Raw genomic sequence first — 18330 nt, forward strand, 5'->3', positions numbered from 1 at the left:
GTCATCGCCCTGTCGTATCGGTGACATACGGGGCGCGGACCGACAAGCTTGCCGAGGTTCGCCCGTCATGACGATCAACCGCCGCACCGCCCTTCGCACCATCGGCGGCAGCGCCGCGCTCGCGCTGCCCGCCGCTGCCGTGCGTGCCGCCGTACCGGGCGCGACCTTCGCGCACGGCGTGGCGAGCGGTGATCCCGCCGTCGACGGCGCGGTGCTGTGGACCCGCGTCACTCCGGCGGACGGGGCGAGCGGCGACATCGCGCTCGAATGGCATGTCGCGCCCGATCCCCATGCCCGTGCGGTCGCCACCGGGCGCACCACCGCCCGCGCCGCACGCGACTGGACCGCGAAGGTGGAGGTGACGCGCCTGTCGCCCGGCCGCGACTATTGGTACTGGTTCACCACTGCCGACGGCACCGCGTCCCCCAGGGGCCGGTTCCGCACCCTGCCGCGCGGGGCCACCGCCGACCTCGTGCTCGCCGTCGTGTCGTGCCAGTTGTATCCGGGCGGATACTGGCACGCCTATACCGCCATCGCCGCCGAACCCCGGATCGACGCGGTGCTGCATCTGGGCGACTATATCTACGAATATGGCGCGGACGGCTATGGCGCGGACATCGGCGCCAGGCTCGGCCGCCTGCCCGAACCGCGCCATGAGATCGTGACGCTGGCCGACTATCGGATGCGGCATGCCCAGACCAAGGCCGATCCGGCGATGCAGGCGGCGCACGCCCGCGCGGCGTTCATCTGCGTATGGGACGATCATGAAAGCGCGAACGATTCATGGGTCGGCGGCGCGGAGAACCACGATCCCGCGACCGAGGGCGACTGGGCGAAGCGCAAGGCGGCGGCGATGCAGGCCTATTTCGAGTGGATGCCGATCCGCGATCCGCAACCGGGCAAGCCATGGGCGGCGATCAACCGCGCGTTCGAGTTCGGCGATCTGGCGACGCTGGTGATGGTCGAGACGCGGCTGCTCGCCCGGTCGCAGCAGGCGGCACCCAAGGGGGCGGGCATCGCTCCCGACGACCATGCCACGATGATGGCGGTCCGCGCCCAACCCGACCGCGAACTGCTGGGCAAGGGGCAGCAGGACTGGGTCGAGGCGCGGTTACAGGCATCGGTCGCGGCGGGGAAGCCGTGGCAGATCCTCGGCAATCAGGTGGTGATGGCGCGCGTCGCCGGGCCGGACCTTGCCGCCGGGCTGGGCGAGGCGAAGTATCGCGCGCTGCTGGCGAAGATGCCGCCCGCCTATGCCAGCCGGATCGCGGCGGGGCAGGCATCGTACAAGGCGGGGCTGCCGATGAACTTCGACAGCTGGGACGGCTATCCCCCGGCGCGCGAGCGGCTGTACGCCGCGTTCCGCCGTGCCGGATCGCGCCCGATCGTGCTGTCGGGGGACAGCCATGCGGCATGGGCCAACGACCTGCACGACGATGCCGGTCGGCTCGTCGCCGCCGAATTCGGCGCGACCGCCGTCTCCAGCCCGTCATGGGGGGCGCTGTTGCCCGGCCTCGGCAAGCTGATCGAGGCGGGCAGCCCCGAGGTCCGCTACTCGGACCAGGACCGCAAGGGCTATCTGCTGCTCACCCTCGACCGGGCAAGGGCGGTGGCGCAGTTCCGGATGGTGTCGAGCGTGGTGGAACCGAGCTTCACGACCGAGACGACCGCGCGCTGGGCGGTGGACGCGGGGGAGACGAAGCCGATCGTTGCGGCCTAGGCGAAATCGACGTTCAACGCGGCGTTCGGCTTCTCCCCTCCCTGGAAGGGAGGGGTTGGGGGTGGGTTGGTCAATGGTGGAGCGGGTCCGTGCCATCGCGGGCCAACCCACCCCCGGCCCCTCCCTTCCAGGGAGGGGAGCGGAAGCGGTCAGCCCTTCACCACATCCCGCAGATCGGTCCACACCACGTCGTAGCGCGCATTGTCCACCGGCGCGGACGGCGCGCGGCCGTCGAACATGTTGTGGAGATACTGCATCCCCTGCCACGCAGGGAATACCGCGCCCCGTTGCGGGAACAGCCGCCGCGTCGTCGCGATCATCCGCGACAGGGTGCCGAGCGATCCGGCACGCAACAGCCGGTATTCCCGCCCCGTTACCTGCGTCATCAGCACCGCCAGATCGCGCGCGCTGACCTGTGCGCCTGCGATATGCAGGTCGCGCGGTGCCGCCGGGTCGAGCGCGGCGGCGGCGGTATAGGCCGCCACGTCGTCCCTGGTCGTCAGCGCGAAGCGGGCGTCGGCATCGCCCCAGTACAATACCCGGCGCAAGCGGCGCTGGATCAGCGGCATCTCGCCGTTCAGCATGTCGGCGAACGCGCCGTTGAAGATCGAGGTCGCCGGGATCGGCGCGGTGTCCAGCCGGGTGCGGAAGGCGCGGCGCAGGTCGAAATTGCGGTTCGTGCCGGTCGGCAGCGCGGTATAGTCGATCGAGAAGTCCGAGGGCAGGAACCGCGCCGCCCCGCCGCCGATCGCCGCGTCGAGCAGCCGGGTCTGCGCATCGAGGATCGTCTCCCCCAGCCCGTTCAGCGCGGAGACGACGCACATCGCCCCCCGGCAGGCGCGCGCCAGCGCGGCGGCATCGGCGAAATCGACCGGCACGACCTCGGCCCCCGCCGCGGCGAGCGCCATGGTCGCGGCGGACATGCGGTCGGGCCGGACCAGCGCATGCACCGCCACGTCGCGCGCCAGCGCGGCGCGCACGATCCGCCCGCCAAGGTCGCCGGTGGCTCCGGCCACCACGATCGTCGCTTTATCCTGCCTGCGCACCATGTCCTGCGAACCGCCACCCTGCCGATGCGTTCCCCCATCGCATCGATATCGGGCGAAGGACAGGCATTGAGCGACACATCGGCGGGGCCGCGCTGCCCGATCTGCGGCAATCCCGGGTGGCATGACCGGGCATGGCCCGAATGCACCCATTGCGGGCTGGCGGTCGAACGGCTCGATTTCGACGCGGACGAATTGCGGGCGGCGATCCGCCACATGCTGGAACGCGCGCCGACCACCGGCCACCCGTTCGTCCCGAGCGCAGTCGAGGGACGTGCCGCAGGCGCTGCGCATGGTGTCTCGACTGCGCTCGACACGAATGGTGGCGAGCAGGGCTTCGCGCTTGCCCCCCATGCCCGGCGCAATGCGGCATGGGCATTGGGGCTGGTCGCGGACGGCAGCGGCTGGCGTCCGGCACGCCCGCGCAGCCACGCCGTCACCCTCGGCATCATCGCCCGCGCGAGCGAGCTGGCGCAGGTCGCCGCGATGCTGGGCGCGCTACGCCCGCACTTCCCCCGTGCGATCGTGCTGCTCGACGGGACGATGCACGATGCCGCCACCCTCGCCATGCAGGCGCGCGGGGTGCAGGTGGCGGCGCATCCGCTGGACGGCGATTTCGCCGCGCAGCGCAACCGGGTGCAGGCGATGGCGGACGGCTGGGTACTGCAACTCGACACCGACGAGCGGCCCGAGCCCGAACTGGTCGCCGCGCTCGGCTGGCTGACCGCCGCTGCGGACGCCGACGGGCTGGTGTCGCTCGGGCTGCCGCGCCGCAATCTGGTCGACGGGCAGGTGTCGGCGCTGTGGCCCGACATCCAGTATCGCCTGAACCGCGCCGGGGTACGCTTCGCGGGTCGGGTCCACGAACGCCCCGTCGTGCCGTTCGCGGCGACCTCGCTGGCGCTCCCCGGCGCGATCGAGCATCGGCTGGACCGCGCCCGCGTGCTCGAACGCTCGCGCGTCTATGAGGCCATGTCGGCGGGCGCGGGTCGTCCGGGCGACGAGGCGGCGCTGCTCCGTCCGTTCAGCGCGGCGACATAGGCGGCGAGCGTCTCGTCGGCGAGGCTGCGGCGGGTGAAGCGCCCCGCCGCCACCCGCGCCGCCGCCGACAGCGCGTGCCGCGTCTCCGGCTCGCGCAACAGCCGCTGGAGGATCGCGCCCAATGCGTCCGCCGTGCAGTCCTCCGCCAGCAGCCCCGCACCGCTTGCCCCCACGAACAGCCGCGCGCTCGGGTCCTGTCCGCAGGCGGCGATCGGGCGGGCGAACATCATCGCCTCCTGATACACCAGCCCGAAACTCTCGTAGCGCGACGGGGCGACCACCACGTCCGCCGCGGCCAGCTCGGCATGCAGCAGTTCGTCGTCCACCCGGTGGAAGCTGTCGATCCGCCGCAGCGCCGCCGGGGGCAGCGCGTCCAGTTCGTGGCGGTGCAGCCCGATCATCGTCAGGCGGAATTCGGGGATCACCCCCGCATCGGCATCCGCCGCCAGTGCGGGCAGCGCGCCGATCAGCGCGTCGGTGCCTTTACGCGGTTCGTTGCGCCCGACGAACAGCAGCCGCAGCACCGCATTGCCCGGCGGATAGTGCGCCGCGCGTCCGGCGGCGACGACGGCAGGCGGCAGGCTGAGGCCGATCACCGCATGCCCCGGCCCCGGCGGCGGCGTGCGATACAGGTCGGCGATCTTCGCGCCATGCGCCTGCGTGTTCGAGATCAGCCCCGCCGAGGCCCGCGCCGCCACCGCTTCCAGCGTCACCGCCGCCCAACGATCGATCCGGTCGCGCAGGGTGCGCGGCCTGGCGGCGCTGGTCGCGACCGGAGTCGAATTGCGCGTGACGAGCGGCACCGGCCCGGTGAGCGCCACCCACAGCCCCGGCGCATACCAGTTGGTCGCCTCCACCACGTCGAACGGGCGTTCGGCGTGCAGCCGCCGCACGGTGCGCGCGACCATCGCCGGGCCGCACCAATGGCCGATGGCGGGGAAGCGCCGCAGCCGGTCGAGCCAGCCGCCGGGTTCGGCCGCACCGATCACCTCGACCACCCCGTCATGCCCGCGATCGCTGCGGTCCATCGTCACGACGCGCACGTCGTGCCCCGCCTCGGCCAGCGCATGCGCGATCTCGCGCGCGGCGCGCGACAGGCCGCTCTTCTCGGGCGGATAGGCCCAGGTGACGATCCCTATGCGCATGGCTGCGCCGTCAACCGGCGATAGATCGCCACATAGTCCTCCGCCATCCGCCGCGCGGTGAAGCGCTCCTCGAACCGCGCGCGCACCCGCGCCCGGTCGAGCGTCTCGATCCGCTCGAGCGCCGCCACCGCCGCTTCCTCGCTGTTCACCACGAAGCCGGTGACGCCCTCGTCCACCACCTCGCGCGCGCTGCCCCTGTCCCATGCGATGACGGGCGTGCCGCAGGCCATCGCCTCGATCATCACCAGCCCGAACGGTTCGGGCCAGTCGATCGGGAACAGCAGCGCCGCCGCATTGCCCAGCAGCGCCTGTTTCGCGCGGTCGTCCACCTCGCCGACATGCTCGGCTTGCCGATCCAGCAGCGGCTGCACCCGATCGGCGAAATAGCGCGGGTTGCCGACGTCGATCCCGCCCGCCAGCGTAATCGGGCGTCCGGCGGCGCGCGCGACGCGGATCGCGACGTCGGGCCGCTTCTGGTCGGTCATCCGCCCGATGAAGGCGACGCCCCGCCCGCCCGGCCCGACATGAAAGCGATCCTCGGGGATGCCGTGATGCACCACCCCCGCCCGGTTGGCGCGCGGCAGGTCGCGCGCCTGCGCCGCCGACACTGCCGCCACCGGCAGTTCGGGAAAGCTGCGGAAGAACAGCTGCCGGTCCAGCTCGTCCAGCCGCCAGTGCACCGTCGTCAGGCTGTGCCCGATCCGGTCGCCCAGCACCGCGGCATGGGCGAATTCGCCGTGGCAATGCACCACGTCGAACTCCGCCAGATGCTCGCGCAGGATACGCAGCTGCACCGCCTCCAGCGCGGCGGGCACACCCGGCGGCACGGGGCCGCGATACTCCGCCAGCGCGCGCAGGCTGGGGTGGGCGGAGAGGTGGCGCGCGGTCGTCACGCTGTCCGACGGCGCGATCAGCGTCACGGCATGGCCCATCGCCACCAGCGTCTCGGTCAGGTCCGACACCACCCGTTCGGTGCCCCCGGTGCGGCCCGGTGGAACGGGATAGATCACCGGGGCGAGCTGCGCGATGCGAAGGGGGGCGTTCATTACCACGCCGGAACCATTCACCCGTCCCGGCGGTTCCGCCTGGAGCGACGACAACTTCGCGATTTTCAACGGGAAAGTTCCGTAATGTTCATCCTTCATCTCGCGTTACAGGGCTGTTTGCGGGCGCGGGATGTGGAATATGGCGTGACCGCCGATACCGGCGGACACATCCGCTACCTGCTCGATCTGGTCGCCGCCTCGGCGCGGCACGATGCGGTCGACCGGATGGAAATCGTCACCCGCGCCTTTCGCGGCGGGTCGCTCGGCGACGGCTATGGCCCGCGCATCGAGCCGGTCGACGCGACCACCCGCATCGTCCGGCTGCGGGGGGCGAGCGACGCCTATCTGCCCAAGGAGCAGCTCTGGCGCGAACATGCCGCGCTCACCGACGCGCTGGTCGCGCATATCGAGGGGCTCGACCGCAGGCCCGACCTGATCCACGCCCATTATGCCGATGCGGGCGCGGTGGCGGCGGCGGTCAAGGCGCGGCTGGGCATCCCCTATGTCTTCACCGCCCATTCGCTCGGCCGGGTCAAGCGCGCCGCGTTCGGCACCGACTGTACCGAGACGCAGGGGCTGGAGCGGCGCATCGGAATCGAGGACCATGCCATCGCCGATGCCGACGCGATCATCGCCTCCTCGCGCGACGAGGCGGAGGTGCAATATGCGGGCTACCCCAGCTATGACCCCGGCCGCATCCGCATCATCCCGCCGGGCAGCGACCTGACGCTGTTCGCGGGCACCCGCAGCGATGCGATGGTCGATGCGCGGATCGACCGCTTCCTCGCCGATCCGGCCAAGCCGGTGATCCTCGCCATCGCGCGGCCGGTCAGCAAGAAGAACCTCGCGGCGCTGGTCCATGCCTATGGCCGCTGTCCCGCGCTCCGGACCGCCGCCAATCTGGTGATCGTGGCGGGCACGCGCGACGATCCGCGCGCGCTGGAAAGCGAACTGGCGGGCAACATGGCCGAGATCTTCGCGCTGATCGACCTGTACGACCTGTACGGATCGGTCGCGATCCCCAAGAGCCATGCCCCGCACGAGGTGCCCGCCATCTATGCCCATGCCCGCGCGCGCGGCGGGGTGTTCGTCAACCCGGCGCTCAACGAACCCTTCGGCCTGACGCTGCTGGAGGCCGCCGCCTCAGGCCTGCCGCTGGTCGCGACCGACAGCGGCGGGCCGAACGACATCGTCGAGGGCTGCGGCAACGGCATCCTCGTCGATCCGCGCGATCCGCATGCCATCGGTCAGGCGGTGCTGAAGATCCTGTCCGATCCGGCGTTGTGGCAGCGCTTCTCGGCGGCGGGGGCGCAGGCGGCGCGGCTGTACGACTGGGACGGCCATGTCGAGCGCTATGTCGAACTGGCACAGGCGGTGATCGCTCCGCCCGCCGCACCGGTGGCGGAGGCTCCCCGGCTGCTGCTCGTGTCCGACATCGACAACACGCTGCTGGGCGAGAGCGAGGCGGCGGACGCCTTCAACCTGTGGCACGGCGACCAGCACGACATGGCGTTCGGCATCGCCTCGGGCCGCAGCCTGCACAGCGCGCTGGCGATCCTCGCGCAGAACGGCGTCGCGCCGCCCGCCGTCATGATCACCTCGGTCGGGTCGGAGATCTACCACCGGGTGCACGGCGGCATCTATGCCCGCGATACCGAATGGACCCGGCGGATCGATAGCGGCTGGGACCGCAAGGCCGTCGCGGCGCTGCTCGCCGACATGCCCGACCTGCGCCCGCAGAGCCCGCTCGAACAGCGCAGCCACAAGCTCAGCTATTTCACGCAAGGCCAGGCGGACATCGCCGAGCGGGTGCGCGACGCGCTGTCCGCCGCCGGCTTCACCGCATCGGTGATCCACAGCCATGGCCGCTATCTCGATGTGCTGCCGCTGGCGGCGTCGAAGGGGACGGCGGTCGAATATGTCCGCCAGCGGCTCGGCCTGCGCCGCGATCAGGTGATCGTCGCGGGCGACAGCGGCAACGATGTCGAGATGCTGCGCGCCTGCGCCCGTGCGATCATCGTCGGCAATTATTCGGACGGCCTCGCCGAGCGCCCCGACCTCGCCCACAGCTATGTCGCGCGGCGCGGCTATGCCTTCGGCATCATGGAGGGCGTCGCCCATTTCCGCGCCAATTCGCCGGAGCGCCGCCTCGCGTGATCTCGGTCTGCACGCTGGTGCGCGGGCGGGCGGCGCATCTCGCCAATCTGTACGCCGGGATCGCCGCGCAGACGCAGCCGCCCGACGAGCTGGTCGTGGCATGGATGCAGGATGCGCCCCACCCCGGCCTGCCCGATCCGGGCGTGCCGGTGCGCGACGTGTTCGTGCCCGGCGATCCGCTGCCCCTCGCCCGCGCGCGCAACGCGGCGGCGGCGGCGGCGCGGGGGGACGTGCTGATCTTCCTCGACGTGGACTGCATCCCCGCCCCCACCCTCGTCGCGCGCTATGCCGAGGTGCTGGCCGCCGCGCCGGGCGTCTGTCTGGGCGAGGTCCGCTACCTGCCGCCTGGCGCGATCGACCGGTCGGCGGGGGTGCGCCACCCCGCCAAACCCGCGCTCGCCGACGACGAGGTGCGCGCGGTGCCGAGCCACGGCGAGCTATGGGGCCTGTCCTTCGCCCTGCCCCGCAGCGCATGGGACGCGGCGGGCGGCATGGACGAGGGCTATGTCGGCTATGGCGGCGAGGAGACCGATTTCGCGTGGAGGCTCGCGGCGGCAGGCGTGCCGATGGCATGGGTCGGCGGCGCGACGGCGTGGCACCAGCATCACGCGGTCCACATCCCCCCGCTGCACCAGTTCGACGCGATCCTGCGCAACGCCGCCCGCTTCCGCGCGCGCTGGGGGCGGTGGTGCATGGACTATTGGCTCGGCCAGTTCGCCGAGGCCGGGCTGATCGAGTGGAGCGCGGAGGCGAGCGCGATCCATGTCCTGCGCGCCCCGACCGCCGCCGAGATCGCGGCGAGCCGTCGACCGGAGGCGCTGTTCAGCTAGGCGGGGCGATATCCGCACGAACAAACGTATAATTGCTCCTCTCCCTGGCAGGGAGGGGAGGAGGAAGACGGACCGTCGAACGTCGCCCCCCCTCCCCTCGACCGTTCGTGTCGAGCGCAGTCGAGACACCATGCGCCACCCTTGCGGCCCGTCCCTCGATGTCGCTCGGGACGAACGGTGGTGGACGGTTCGCGTCCGTCCGCTACCCCACGAAAAAAGGCCCGTGGATCGCGCCACGGGCCCCGGCAGTCTCGAAACCACGAGCGGCGGCGTGGAAGGCGCCGCCAGTCGGACAGGATCAGGCGTTGCAGCTCTGTGCGGGCTTGCCCGGCTGGGTCAGCGTGATGCTCTTGGGGGTGCCGGTCAGCTTGTAGCCGCCCTCGGCGACCAGCGGCTCGCCCTTGGCTTCCGCCTTCAGGCGGACCGGCGGCGTGTTCTGGTCCTTGCGGAAGTTGGCCTGCGTATCGCCCTCGAAGAAGTCGACATAGGCCAGGCTGTTGTCCTTGCAGCGGAACGTCACGCTCGCCTTGACGGGCGGGGGCAGTTCCACCGGCGCGCGGTTGGCGAGCTGCGACGCGAGCGGATCGGGCGCGCGCGTGTCGAGCTGTTCGGGCTGCTGCTGGCCACAGGCCGACAGGGCGAAGGCCGCGGCGGTGGCGGCGAGGAGAAGGGGGTGCTTCATGACTCCTGCCGTTCGCAAAGCGGGCGGGGTTCGTCAAGCATCATCGCTGCCGCGCAACAATCGATTGACGCAACGCAACAATGCGATCGGTCACGCCGGGTCGACCACGGCAAAGGCGAATCGCATCGTGCTGCGATAGCGTGCGCCGGGGTCCAGCCGGACGCCGGGAAAATCGGGCCGGTTCGGGCTGTCGGGAAACGCCTGCGGCTCTAGGCACAGCGCATCGCCCTGCCGGTACAGTCGCCGGCCCTTGCCGCGCTGCGATCCGTCGAGGAAGTTGCCGCTGTACAGTTGCAGCCCCGGCGCCGTCACCGACAGCGTCATCGCGCGGCCCGTGGCGGGACACGCCAGCACCGCCGCCGGGCGCAGCGTGCCCGCCGGTCCGTCGATGATGAAATTATGGTCGTAGCCGCGCCCGATCGCGATCTGTTCGTCGCGCCCGTCGCGCAGCCCCTCGCCCACGCGGCGCAGCAGGCGGAAGTCGAACGGGGTGCCCGCCACCGCGCGCCGCTCGCCGGTGGGGATCGCGGTCGCATCGACCGGCAGATACGCCCCGGCATGGATCATCAGCCGCTGCGCCATCGCCTCGCCCATCGCCGACAGGTCGATGAAGGCGTGGTTGGTCAGGTTGACGATCGTGGGCCGGTCGGTCGTCGCGGCATAGTCGATCGTCAGCCCGTCCGGATCGAGGCGATAGGTCGCCTCGACGTGCAGCGTGCCGGGATAACCCGCATCGCCGTCGGGGCTGACCAGCGTCAGCCGCACCCAGGCGGCGGCGGCGTCGGCACCGACTTCGGCCACGTCCCACAGCCGCTGGTCGAACCCGTCCGATCCGCCGTGCAGGTGGTTGGGTCCGTTGTTCGTTTCCAGCATATAGGTCGTGCCGTCGAGCGTGAAGCGCCCGCCCGCGATGCGGTTGGCATAGCGCCCCACGGTCACGCCGTACCAGCCGGGCCGGTCGCGATAGGACTGCACGTCGTCATAGCCGAGCAGCACGTCGGCGACCCTCCCGTCGCGATCGGGCACATGCAGCGCGTGCAGCGTCGCCCCCAGCGGCAGGATGCGGGCGGACAACTCGCCCGCCGCCAGTTCGATCGCCTCGGCAGGCGCGCCGTCGAGCGTGCCGAAGGATGTCCGTATCGCCGTCGCCATGTCTGGTCTCCCTGTCGGATCGTGCCTTGCCGCAGCCCCGCCGCCGGGAAAAGCCCCGATCCGCCCGGGTCGCGCACAGGCGGGCCTTACCCTCGTCGTTCCCCCGCGCAGGCGGGGGTCCAGAGCCTCGAACGATGCCGCCTGCCGCGCTGGGTCCCCGCCTGCGCGGGGACACGGCAGGGCGAAGGGCCAGGCGTCGGACCCTATTCGTCGGTGCGGATCTTCACCTTGTTGGGCAGGTCCTTGCCCCTGGTCCGGCGCGAGGGAAGCTGCACCGGGTTCTTCTTCTTCCAGTCGCCCCAGCGCTTCGGGCCTTCGGGGGTGTCGATGATCGTGTCGTCGTCCATATGCGCGGTTTCCAACGAAAAGGGCGGCGGATCAACGACCCGCCGCCCGCTTATGTCCGGTCACGTCCGATCGACCTTCGCTTCGCTACCGCGGGACAGCTGTCGCGTCCCTTGTCGTCACTCCCGCGCAGGCGGGAGTCCATAGGCACCAGCGTTGCGGCTCAAGCCGGGACGTCGGCGTTTATGGGTTCCCGCCTGCGCGGGAACGACGATCATCGACAGGAAGCGCTCAGCCGAGCGTCCACGCCCCGTCGATCCGCGCCAGCGCGCCCTGCTGGTTCCCCTCGCGCAGCGCCTCGGGCAGCAGCGCCTCGGGGAAGTCCTGGTACGACACCGGGCGCAGGAAGCGGTGGATGGCGAGCGTGCCGACCGAGGTCGTGCGACCGTCCGACGTCGCCGGGAACGGCCCGCCGTGCACCATCGCATGGCCGACCTCCACGCCGGTCGGCCAGCCGTTGCACAGGATGCGGCCCACGGTCCGCTCCAGCACCGGGATCAGCCCCCGCGCATCCTCGTAATCGCCCTCGTCGATCTGGAGCGTCGCGGTCAGCTGCCCTTCGAGCTGCCCGAGCACCGCCGCCAGTTCGTCGGCATCGGCGCACTTGACCACCACCGACGTCATGCCGAAAACCTCGTGCGCATGCGCGGGATCGGCGATGAAGTCCTTGCCCGACACCGCGAAGATCGCCGCGCGCCCGCGCGTCGGGCCTTCCGGCTCGGCCCCCTCGCCGACCACCGTCACGGCGGGGCTGGACGCCAGCTTGGCGCGCCCTTCCTCATAGGCCTTGTGGATGCCGTCGCTCAGCATCACCTGCGCCGGCGTGCCGAGCAGCGCGTCGCCCGCCATGTCGAGGAACGCATCGAGCTCCGGCCCGGCGATGCCGAGGACGAGGCCCGGATTGGTGCAGAACTGCCCCGCGCCCATGCCGAGCGAGCCGACATAGCCCTTGGCCAGCGCCTCGCCGCGGTTCTTCAGCGCGTGCGGCATCAGGATGACCGGGTTGATCGACGACATCTCGGCATAGACCGGGATCGGCTGCGGGCGTTCCTGCGCGACCTTCATCAGCGCGGTGCCGCCGGCGCGCGATCCGGTGAAGCCCACCGCCTGCACCCGCGGATCGGCGACGAGCGCGGTGCCGATCACCTGCCCCGACCCCGCCACCATCGAGAATACGCCGTCGGGCATGCCGGTCCGCTCCGCCGCCTTGATGATCGCCGATGCGACCAGTTCGGCGGTGCCCGGATGCGCCTGATGCGCCTTCACGATCACCGGGCAGCCCGCCGCCAGCGCCGATGCGGTGTCGCCGCCCGCGGTCGAGAAGGCGAGCGGGAAGTTGGACGCGCCGAACACCACCACCGGGCCGACCGGGATCGTGCGCAGCCGCAGGTCGGGCTTGGGCACCGGCGCGCGGGCCGGATCGGCATGGTCGATGCGCAGCTGCTGCCACGCGCCGTCGCGCACCTCCCTGGCGAACAGCCGCAGCTGGCCGCAGGTGCGCCCGCGCTCGCCGGTCAGCCGGGCGGTCGGCAGGCCGGTCTCGCGGCTTCCACGCTCGATCAGTTCGTCGCCCAGCGCCTCGATCTCGTCGGCGATCGCGTCGAGGAAACCGGCGCGCGCCTCGAGCGGCAGCGCGGCATAGACCGGGGCGGCGGCGGCGGCACGCGCGCATGCCTCGTCGGCGTCCTCCCTGGTGCCCATCGAGAAGCGCTCGCCGAACAGCGCGCCGGTGGCGGGGTCATAGGCCTGGAACAGATCGTCGCGGGCGACCCGCTTGGAACCGATGAACAATTCGCCGGTGATCGTCATGTGCGTCCTCTCGCTGAATGGCTTGGGGCGTCAGATAGTGCTTGTTAGCGCTACCGTAAATGCCCCGTCGAATTACTCAGACAATCTATGCGGCGAATATGCCGCCGCGTCGACCCCCTGCGGCGGCGAACCGTGCCCCAGCAGCGCCGCGCACAGCCGTGCGGCGGCGGGTGCGGTCTGGATGCCGAAGCCGCCCTGGCCTGCGCACCAGAACAGGCCCGGCACGTCGCGGTCGAAGCCATAGACCGGCAACCGGTCGGGCGCGAAGCTGCGCAGCCCTGCCCAGCGGCGCTCGACCGCCTCCACCCGCCAGTCGACCGCTGCCTCGAACCGGTCGATCGCCAGCGCCACGTCGATCTCCTCCGCCGCCACGTCGTGCGCGGTGTCGGGCGTCTCGTCGTGCGGGGAGAGCCACAGCCGCCCGCCGGGCTCCGGCTTGAAATAGAAGCCGCCCGCCGCGTCGATCACCAGCGGCAGGTCGGCAGGCGCGGGCGGATCGACGCGGACCTGCACCACCGTGCGGCGATAGGGGCGGATGCCGGGCGGCCCCGCGCCGAACATCGCCGCCACCGCGTCCGCCCATGCCCCGGCGGCGTTGACGACGATATCGGCGGTCAGGCTCCGGCCGTCGGCGAACGACAGCCGCCATGCGTCGCCGTCCCGGGCGGCGCGGACCAGCCGCGCATCGCGCAACAACGCGACGCCGTTGCGGGCCGCTTGCGCCAGACAGGCGGCGTGGAGCGCACCGACATCGATATCGGCGCATCCCGGCGACCACAGCGCATGCCATTCACCCTGCAGCCCGGCCACGACGCCGTGCGGATCGCGCCACGTGATCGGCACGCCGGTTTCCGCGAAATCCGCGGCCAGCCGCTCCAGCACCGCCCGGTCGCGCGCCAGCAGCAGTTCGCCGCGCGTGCGCAGGAAGGATCGTTCGGCGAAGTCCCTGGGCGGCGCGTGCAGCAACGGCCCCGACGCGGTGGTCAACGGCTGGACCAGCGGCCCGCCATAGGTTTCGGACCAGAAGGCCGCCGACCGGCCGGTCGCGTGATAGCCCGGCTGCGATTCGGCCTCGCACAGCATCACCGCGTCGTCGCTGCCCAGTTCGGCGGCGAGGCTCGCGCCCGCCATGCCTGCACCGATGATCGCGATGCGGCGACGGCTCATGCCCGCACCGTCCGCGGCGCGGGCGCGCGTGCGTCGAGAAAGGCGTCGATCGCGCCGATGACGCGCGCCCGCACCGGATCGGCCTCGCGCAGCAGCTCGTGCGCCGCCTCGGGTCCGAAGCGGTGGAGTTCCACGTCGGGCAGCCGCGCCGCTACTGCAAGCGCGGCGGCGGGATCGACCAGCCGGTCGGCCTCCGCCACCAGCAATTGCACCGGGGTATGCAGTCGGGCAAGGCGCGCATCGCCGCGCAACTCGCGGGTCGACCGGAACGCATCGACCACCCAGCCCCAGCTCGGCGGCCCGGTCCGGTGCGCGGCGTTCGCCCCCTGCCACCATTGTTCGTCGGCATAGCGCGCCGGATCGTGCGTCAGCAGCGATTCGCGCGATTGCAGCGTATGCGGCCGCTCGTTGCCCTTCCACGCGGGCCGGGTGCGCGGGCCCAGCCGGGCAAGCAGCCGCGCCATCCCCTCGCCGAAGCGCGGACCCACCGGCGCGCGCAGCCCCAGCATCGGCGCGACCAGCACCGCCGCGACCGGATCTACCGCCTGTTCGACCAGCGCCTTCAGCAGGATATGCCCGCCCATCGAATGGCCGATCGCCACGCGCGGGCGCGTGTCGGGCAGCGTCTGCCAGAAGGCCGCGAGGTCGGCGACATAGTCCTCGAACCGGTCGACATGGCCGCAGTCGCCCGCCGGGGTGCAGCGGCCCGACCCGCCCTGCCCGCGCCAGTCGAACGACGCGACATGCCAGCCGCGCACGTGCCAGTGGGCGAAGACCTCCAGATATTTCTCGAACACGTCGCCGCGCCCGGGCTGGAACAGCAAGGTGCCGCGTGGGTGCACATGCGGCGGTGCGGGCCAGTCGAACCGGCGATGCGCCCAGCCGTCCGGGGCGTGCCACGTCTGGATGACGGCGGCGGCGGGAATCGCGCGGCGATACAGGGCATGGGCGGCCATGGGGCCGGTTACGGTTTCGCAACCCCTCGCGTCTAGGGGTTTGGCCATGGCGGACATGGTTATTCCCCTGTTGACGGGCACGCTGCTGCTGCTGTTGCTGGCGGCGGGCATAGAGGATGCGCGCACGCGCGAGATCGCGGACGGCAAGAACATCGCCATCGCGCTGCTCGCCCCGGCATGGTGGTGGGCGATCGGCCTTTCCCCACCTGCGATGGCGGTGCAGGCCGGAGTCGCGCTGATCGTCTTCGCGCTGTTCTTCGGTGCGTTCTGCCTCGGGCAGATGGGCGGGGGCGACGTGAAGATGATCGGCGCGCTGGCGCTGTGGCTGCCGCCCGGCGCGGTGCTGGCGATGCTGATGGCGATGGCGCTGATCGGTGGCGGCATCACCATCCTGTTCCTGATCGAGCGCCGTCGCACCCGCGCGGGCGACGTGGCCGAGATTCCGTACGGCGTCGCGATCGCCGCAGCGGGGATGCTGGCGCTCGCCAACCCGATCTTAACCCCTTCGGCATGATGCTTAACGCCACAAGGCACCGCCCGAGAATCGAAAGACCACCGACGTCATGGACGCACGTAAACTGATCCTGCTGGTAGGGGCGCTGGTGGTCGCGGGGCTGACCGCGTTCATGGCCCGCGCGCTGATGACCGGCAGCGCCACGCCGGTCGCCGCCGCCAATGTCGCGATGCCCGCGCCGGTCGACGGCCCCCGCGTGCTGGTCGCGACCCGCGCGCTGCCGGTCGGCACGATCATCGATGCGGGCGCGCTGCGGTTTCAGCCATGGCCCAAGGAACTGGTCGAGAACGCCTATTACCTCGAATCCGCCGCCGAATCGCGCAACCTCGTCGGCACGGTCGTCCGCTTCGACATTCCCGCCGGGCAGCCGATCACGCAAGGGTCGCTGGTCAAGCCCGGCGACCGCGGGTTCCTTGCCGCCGCGCTAGGCCCCGGCATGCGCGCGGTGACGGTGCCGGTATCGGCGCAGAGCGCGGTGGCGGGCTTCGTCTTTCCCGGCGACCGCGTCGACCTGGTACTGACGCAGACGGTGGCGGGCGGCGGCGACGGCCCGCCGCTCAAGGCGTCGGAGACGTTCCTGCGCAACCTGCGCGTGCTCGCCACCGACCAGCGCACCGACAAGGACACCGACGAACAGGGCAAGACCGTCGTCTCCAACTATTCGACCGTGACCGTCGAGGCCACGCCGCGCATCGCCGAGAAGATCGCGGTGGCCCAGACCGTCGGCACGCTGTCGCTGTCGCTGCGCTCGATCGCCGACAACCGTTCCGAACTGGAGGAAGCGATCGCCAGCGGCGACGTGACGCTCCCCGACAATGCCGATCCCAAGGCGGAAAAGGCGGCGCTCGAACGCCTTGCCGCCCGCCCGATCGACGGCCCGTCGACCTTTTCGACCGGGGCCGACGTATCGCGGTTCCAGCGCAGCACCGTGCCCGGACGCGGATCGGGCGGCGGCGGCGGCGGAGAGGTCGCCAGCGTCATGCCCGCCGCGACCGTCTCCGAAAGCAACGCCAGCAGCCCCCCGCCCGCGCCGCGCGGCCCGGTGGTGCGGATCACCCGCGGCAACAGCGTGACCGACGTTTCGGTCGGGGGGAACAACTGATGCGGCCGATCCATCTCCGGCGCGCGCTGGGCAGCGCCCTCGCCATCGCCCTTGCCGTGCCGCCCGCCGCCGCCGCGCCGGAAGTCCGCGCCGCCCGCGCCGCGCGGATCGGCACGCCGCGCGCGGGCACGATGCGCCCGTCGAGCGAGGTGCAGCTGTCGATCGGGCAGGGCGAGCTGGTGACATTGCCCGCCACGGTCGCCGACGTGTGGGTGTCGAACCCGGCGGTCGCCGACGTCTATGTCGGCAATCCGCGCCAGATCCACCTGTTCGGCAAGGCGGACGGCGAGGCGACGATCTTCGCGACCAACACCGCCGGGCAGGTCGTCTATGCCACCAACGTCCGCGTCGGGCAGAACATCACCGGCATCGACCGGATGCTGAAGGCAGCCCTGCCCGAAGCCGACGTCCGCGTGACGACGGTGGGGCAGATCGCGGTCATCAACGGCACGGTCGCCTCCCCCGCCGACAGCGCGCAGGCCGAGCGGCTGGTGCTCTCGCTGCTCAATCCGGGCGTCGCGGTCAACGATCCGGCGACCCCGCTCAAGATCGGCGTCATCAACCGGTTGAAGATGGCGACCCCGCTGCAGGTCAACCTGCAGGTCCGCGTCGCCGAGGTCAGCCGCAGCTTCGTCAAGAACATCGGCGTCAACCTGACCACGCGCGACAATACGAGCGGCTTCCGCTTCGGCATCGCGCAGGGCCGTCAGGGCAATATCCAGCGCGCACCCGGCCAGATCGGCTCGGGCATCGTCAACGAGGACGGCTCGATTCCCGGCGAGAAAATCTACAGCTTCGCCCCCCAGTCGGGCCTCGGCAGCACGCTGGGGCTGGGCGGCCGCCTGCTCGGGCTCGACGTGCTGAGCGCACTCGACCTCGGCGAACGGGTGGGACAGGTGACGACGCTCGCCAATCCCAACCTCACCGCCTTGTCGGGCGAGACCGGATCGTTCCTCGCGGGCGGGGAGATACCGATCCCGATCAGCCAGGGGCTGGGCGCGGTGTCGGTCGAATACAAGCAGTACGGCGTCAGCCTCGCCTATACGCCGACGGTCCTCGCCGACGGGCGCATCTCGATGCGGGTCCGCCCGGAGGTGTCGCAGCTGACCGCCGCCGGATCGGTGCAGCTGAACGGCACCACCATTCCCGCGCTGTCGACCCGCCGGGTCGAGACGACGGTCGAACTGGGGTCCGGGCAGAGCATCGTGATCGGCGGCCTGCTCCAGAACAGCCACGACAATTCGATCGAAAAGGCCCCCGGCCTCGGCGACCTGCCGATCATCGGATCGCTGTTCCGGTCGAACGGCTTCACCCGCAACGAGACCGAACTGGTCATCGTCATCACCCCCTATCTGGTGAAGCCGGTCGACAGCCAGTCGCAGATCGCGCTGCCGACCGACAGCTACAAGACGCCGAGCGACGTGGAGCGCGTGCTGCTCGGCCAGTTGCAGGGTGCTGGCCGGGAGACGGCGCGCCCGGTGCCGACCATGGCCCCCGCCCCCGCCGCCACGCCCGCCGTGGGCATCGCCGCGCCGGTCGCGGTCGCCCCGCCGCCGCGCAGGCGCGACCGCCAGCCACCCGCCGCCGCCCCCGGCTTCAGCAACCCGTGAGGGAAATC

The 18330-nt window shown here is 71.5% G+C and carries 16 protein-coding genes; 7 read left to right on the forward strand and 9 right to left on the reverse strand.

Annotated features, from left to right (window positions below; all coding sequences use genetic code 11):
- The first annotated feature begins 67 nt into the window (after positions 1-67).
- On the forward strand, positions 68-1720 hold the full coding sequence (locus ABLE43_RS07930) for an alkaline phosphatase D family protein (protein ID WP_348977951.1): 1653 nt from the start codon (positions 68-70) through the stop codon (positions 1718-1720).
- Positions 1721-1869: 149 nt separating this feature from the next.
- Here ABLE43_RS07930 and ABLE43_RS07935 read toward each other — a convergent pair whose 3' ends face one another.
- Positions 1870-2739, reverse strand: coding sequence for an NmrA family NAD(P)-binding protein (locus tag ABLE43_RS07935; RefSeq protein WP_348977952.1), 870 nt, complete (start codon positions 2737-2739; stop codon positions 1870-1872).
- Positions 2740-2835: 96 nt separating this feature from the next.
- Between ABLE43_RS07935 and ABLE43_RS07940 the strand changes: the two genes are divergently transcribed.
- Positions 2836-3807, forward strand: coding sequence for a glycosyltransferase family protein (locus ABLE43_RS07940; RefSeq protein ID WP_348977953.1), 972 nt, complete (start codon positions 2836-2838; stop codon positions 3805-3807).
- Here the strand turns inward: ABLE43_RS07940 and ABLE43_RS07945 are convergent.
- The gene (locus ABLE43_RS07945; RefSeq protein ID WP_348977954.1) at positions 3729-4952 is read right to left on the reverse strand and encodes a glycosyltransferase family 4 protein; all 1224 of its coding nucleotides are present in this window, start codon (positions 4950-4952) and stop codon (positions 3729-3731) included. The two genes, ABLE43_RS07940 and ABLE43_RS07945, sit on opposite strands and share 79 nt — an antisense overlap.
- A complete protein-coding gene (locus ABLE43_RS07950; RefSeq protein ID WP_348977955.1) occupies positions 4943-5998 on the reverse strand; it encodes a glycosyltransferase family 4 protein in 1056 nt (351 codons plus the stop codon). The genes ABLE43_RS07945 and ABLE43_RS07950 overlap by 10 nt, the downstream gene beginning before the upstream one ends.
- A gap of 144 nt (positions 5999-6142) precedes the next feature.
- On the opposite strand from ABLE43_RS07950, the gene ABLE43_RS07955 reads away from it, so the two are divergent.
- Both ABLE43_RS07955 and ABLE43_RS07960 read left to right on the forward strand, forming a co-directional pair.
- Positions 6143-8155 carry an HAD-IIB family hydrolase gene (locus tag ABLE43_RS07955; RefSeq protein ID WP_348977956.1) on the forward strand — a complete coding sequence of 671 codons (2013 nt, stop codon included), beginning with the start codon at positions 6143-6145 and terminating at the stop codon, positions 8153-8155.
- A complete protein-coding gene (locus tag ABLE43_RS07960) occupies positions 8152-8985 on the forward strand; it encodes a glycosyltransferase family 2 protein (RefSeq protein ID WP_348977957.1) in 834 nt (277 codons plus the stop codon). Before ABLE43_RS07955 ends, ABLE43_RS07960 begins: the two co-directional genes overlap by 4 nt.
- A 298-nt stretch (positions 8986-9283) precedes the next feature.
- On the opposite strand, the gene ABLE43_RS07965 is transcribed toward ABLE43_RS07960, so the two are convergent.
- From ABLE43_RS07965 to ABLE43_RS07990, 6 genes are all read right to left on the reverse strand, one after another.
- Positions 9284-9667, reverse strand: a complete 384-nt coding sequence (locus ABLE43_RS07965) for a hypothetical protein (RefSeq protein ID WP_348977958.1) — start codon at positions 9665-9667, stop codon at positions 9284-9286.
- A 90-nt stretch (positions 9668-9757) separates the two neighbouring features.
- Positions 9758-10819 (reverse strand): aldose epimerase family protein, encoded by a 1062-nt coding sequence (locus ABLE43_RS07970; RefSeq protein WP_348977959.1) that lies wholly within the window; start codon positions 10817-10819, stop codon positions 9758-9760.
- A gap of 203 nt (positions 10820-11022) precedes the next feature.
- Complete coding sequence (locus tag ABLE43_RS07975; protein ID WP_348977960.1) at positions 11023-11166, reverse strand: hypothetical protein; 144 nt, start codon at positions 11164-11166, stop codon at positions 11023-11025.
- Between the two features lie 229 nt (positions 11167-11395).
- Positions 11396-12973, reverse strand: a complete 1578-nt coding sequence (locus ABLE43_RS07980) for an aldehyde dehydrogenase (NADP(+)) (protein ID WP_348977961.1) — start codon at positions 12971-12973, stop codon at positions 11396-11398.
- Between the two features lie 72 nt (positions 12974-13045).
- Complete coding sequence (locus ABLE43_RS07985) at positions 13046-14140, reverse strand: NAD(P)/FAD-dependent oxidoreductase (RefSeq protein ID WP_348977962.1); 1095 nt, start codon at positions 14138-14140, stop codon at positions 13046-13048.
- Positions 14137-15096: an alpha/beta fold hydrolase gene (locus ABLE43_RS07990; RefSeq protein ID WP_348977963.1), complete on the reverse strand. Its 960-nt coding sequence runs from the start codon at positions 15094-15096 to the stop codon at positions 14137-14139. The genes ABLE43_RS07985 and ABLE43_RS07990 overlap by 4 nt, the downstream gene beginning before the upstream one ends.
- 46 nt (positions 15097-15142) lie before the next feature.
- Between ABLE43_RS07990 and ABLE43_RS07995 the strand changes: the two genes are divergently transcribed.
- Genes ABLE43_RS07995 through ABLE43_RS08005 form a run of 3 tightly spaced genes read left to right on the forward strand, consistent with a single transcriptional unit; the run spans position 15143 to position 18322 of the window.
- Complete coding sequence (locus ABLE43_RS07995; protein ID WP_425475240.1) at positions 15143-15610, forward strand: A24 family peptidase; 468 nt, start codon at positions 15143-15145, stop codon at positions 15608-15610.
- A 49-nt stretch (positions 15611-15659) separates the two neighbouring features.
- Complete coding sequence (gene cpaB, locus ABLE43_RS08000) at positions 15660-16712, forward strand: Flp pilus assembly protein CpaB (protein WP_348977965.1); 1053 nt, start codon at positions 15660-15662, stop codon at positions 16710-16712.
- Positions 16712-18322: a type II and III secretion system protein family protein gene (locus tag ABLE43_RS08005; protein ID WP_348977966.1), complete on the forward strand. Its 1611-nt coding sequence runs from the start codon at positions 16712-16714 to the stop codon at positions 18320-18322. The genes cpaB and ABLE43_RS08005 overlap by 1 nt, the downstream gene beginning before the upstream one ends.
- The last annotated feature ends 8 nt before the right edge of the window (positions 18323-18330 follow it).

This window comes from Sphingomonas silueang, assembly GCF_040049155.1.
Lineage (GTDB): Bacteria > Pseudomonadota > Alphaproteobacteria > Sphingomonadales > Sphingomonadaceae > Sphingomonas > Sphingomonas silueang.

Excerpts from the sequence above, each read along its gene's own strand:
- ABLE43_RS07930 (WP_348977951.1), top strand. The coding sequence starts at position 68 with ATGACGATCAACCGCCGCACCGCCCTTCGCACCATCGGCGGCAGCGCC.
- ABLE43_RS07945 (WP_348977954.1), bottom strand. The coding sequence starts at position 4,952 with ATGCGCATAGGGATCGTCACCTGGGCCTATCCGCCCGAGAAGAGCGGC.
- ABLE43_RS07950 (WP_348977955.1), bottom strand. The coding sequence starts at position 5,998 with ATGAACGCCCCCCTTCGCATCGCGCAGCTCGCCCCGGTGATCTATCCC.
- ABLE43_RS07965 (WP_348977958.1), bottom strand. The coding sequence starts at position 9,667 with ATGAAGCACCCCCTTCTCCTCGCCGCCACCGCCGCGGCCTTCGCCCTG.
- ABLE43_RS07970 (WP_348977959.1), bottom strand. The coding sequence starts at position 10,819 with ATGGCGACGGCGATACGGACATCCTTCGGCACGCTCGACGGCGCGCCT.
- ABLE43_RS07975 (WP_348977960.1), bottom strand. The coding sequence starts at position 11,166 with ATGGACGACGACACGATCATCGACACCCCCGAAGGCCCGAAGCGCTGG.
- ABLE43_RS07980 (WP_348977961.1), bottom strand. The coding sequence starts at position 12,973 with ATGACGATCACCGGCGAATTGTTCATCGGTTCCAAGCGGGTCGCCCGC.
- ABLE43_RS07985 (WP_348977962.1), bottom strand. The coding sequence starts at position 14,140 with ATGAGCCGTCGCCGCATCGCGATCATCGGTGCAGGCATGGCGGGCGCG.
- ABLE43_RS07990 (WP_348977963.1), bottom strand. The coding sequence starts at position 15,096 with ATGGCCGCCCATGCCCTGTATCGCCGCGCGATTCCCGCCGCCGCCGTC.
- ABLE43_RS07995 (WP_425475240.1), top strand. The coding sequence starts at position 15,143 with ATGGCGGACATGGTTATTCCCCTGTTGACGGGCACGCTGCTGCTGCTG.
- cpaB (WP_348977965.1), top strand. The coding sequence starts at position 15,660 with ATGGACGCACGTAAACTGATCCTGCTGGTAGGGGCGCTGGTGGTCGCG.
- ABLE43_RS08005 (WP_348977966.1), top strand. The coding sequence starts at position 16,712 with ATGCGGCCGATCCATCTCCGGCGCGCGCTGGGCAGCGCCCTCGCCATC.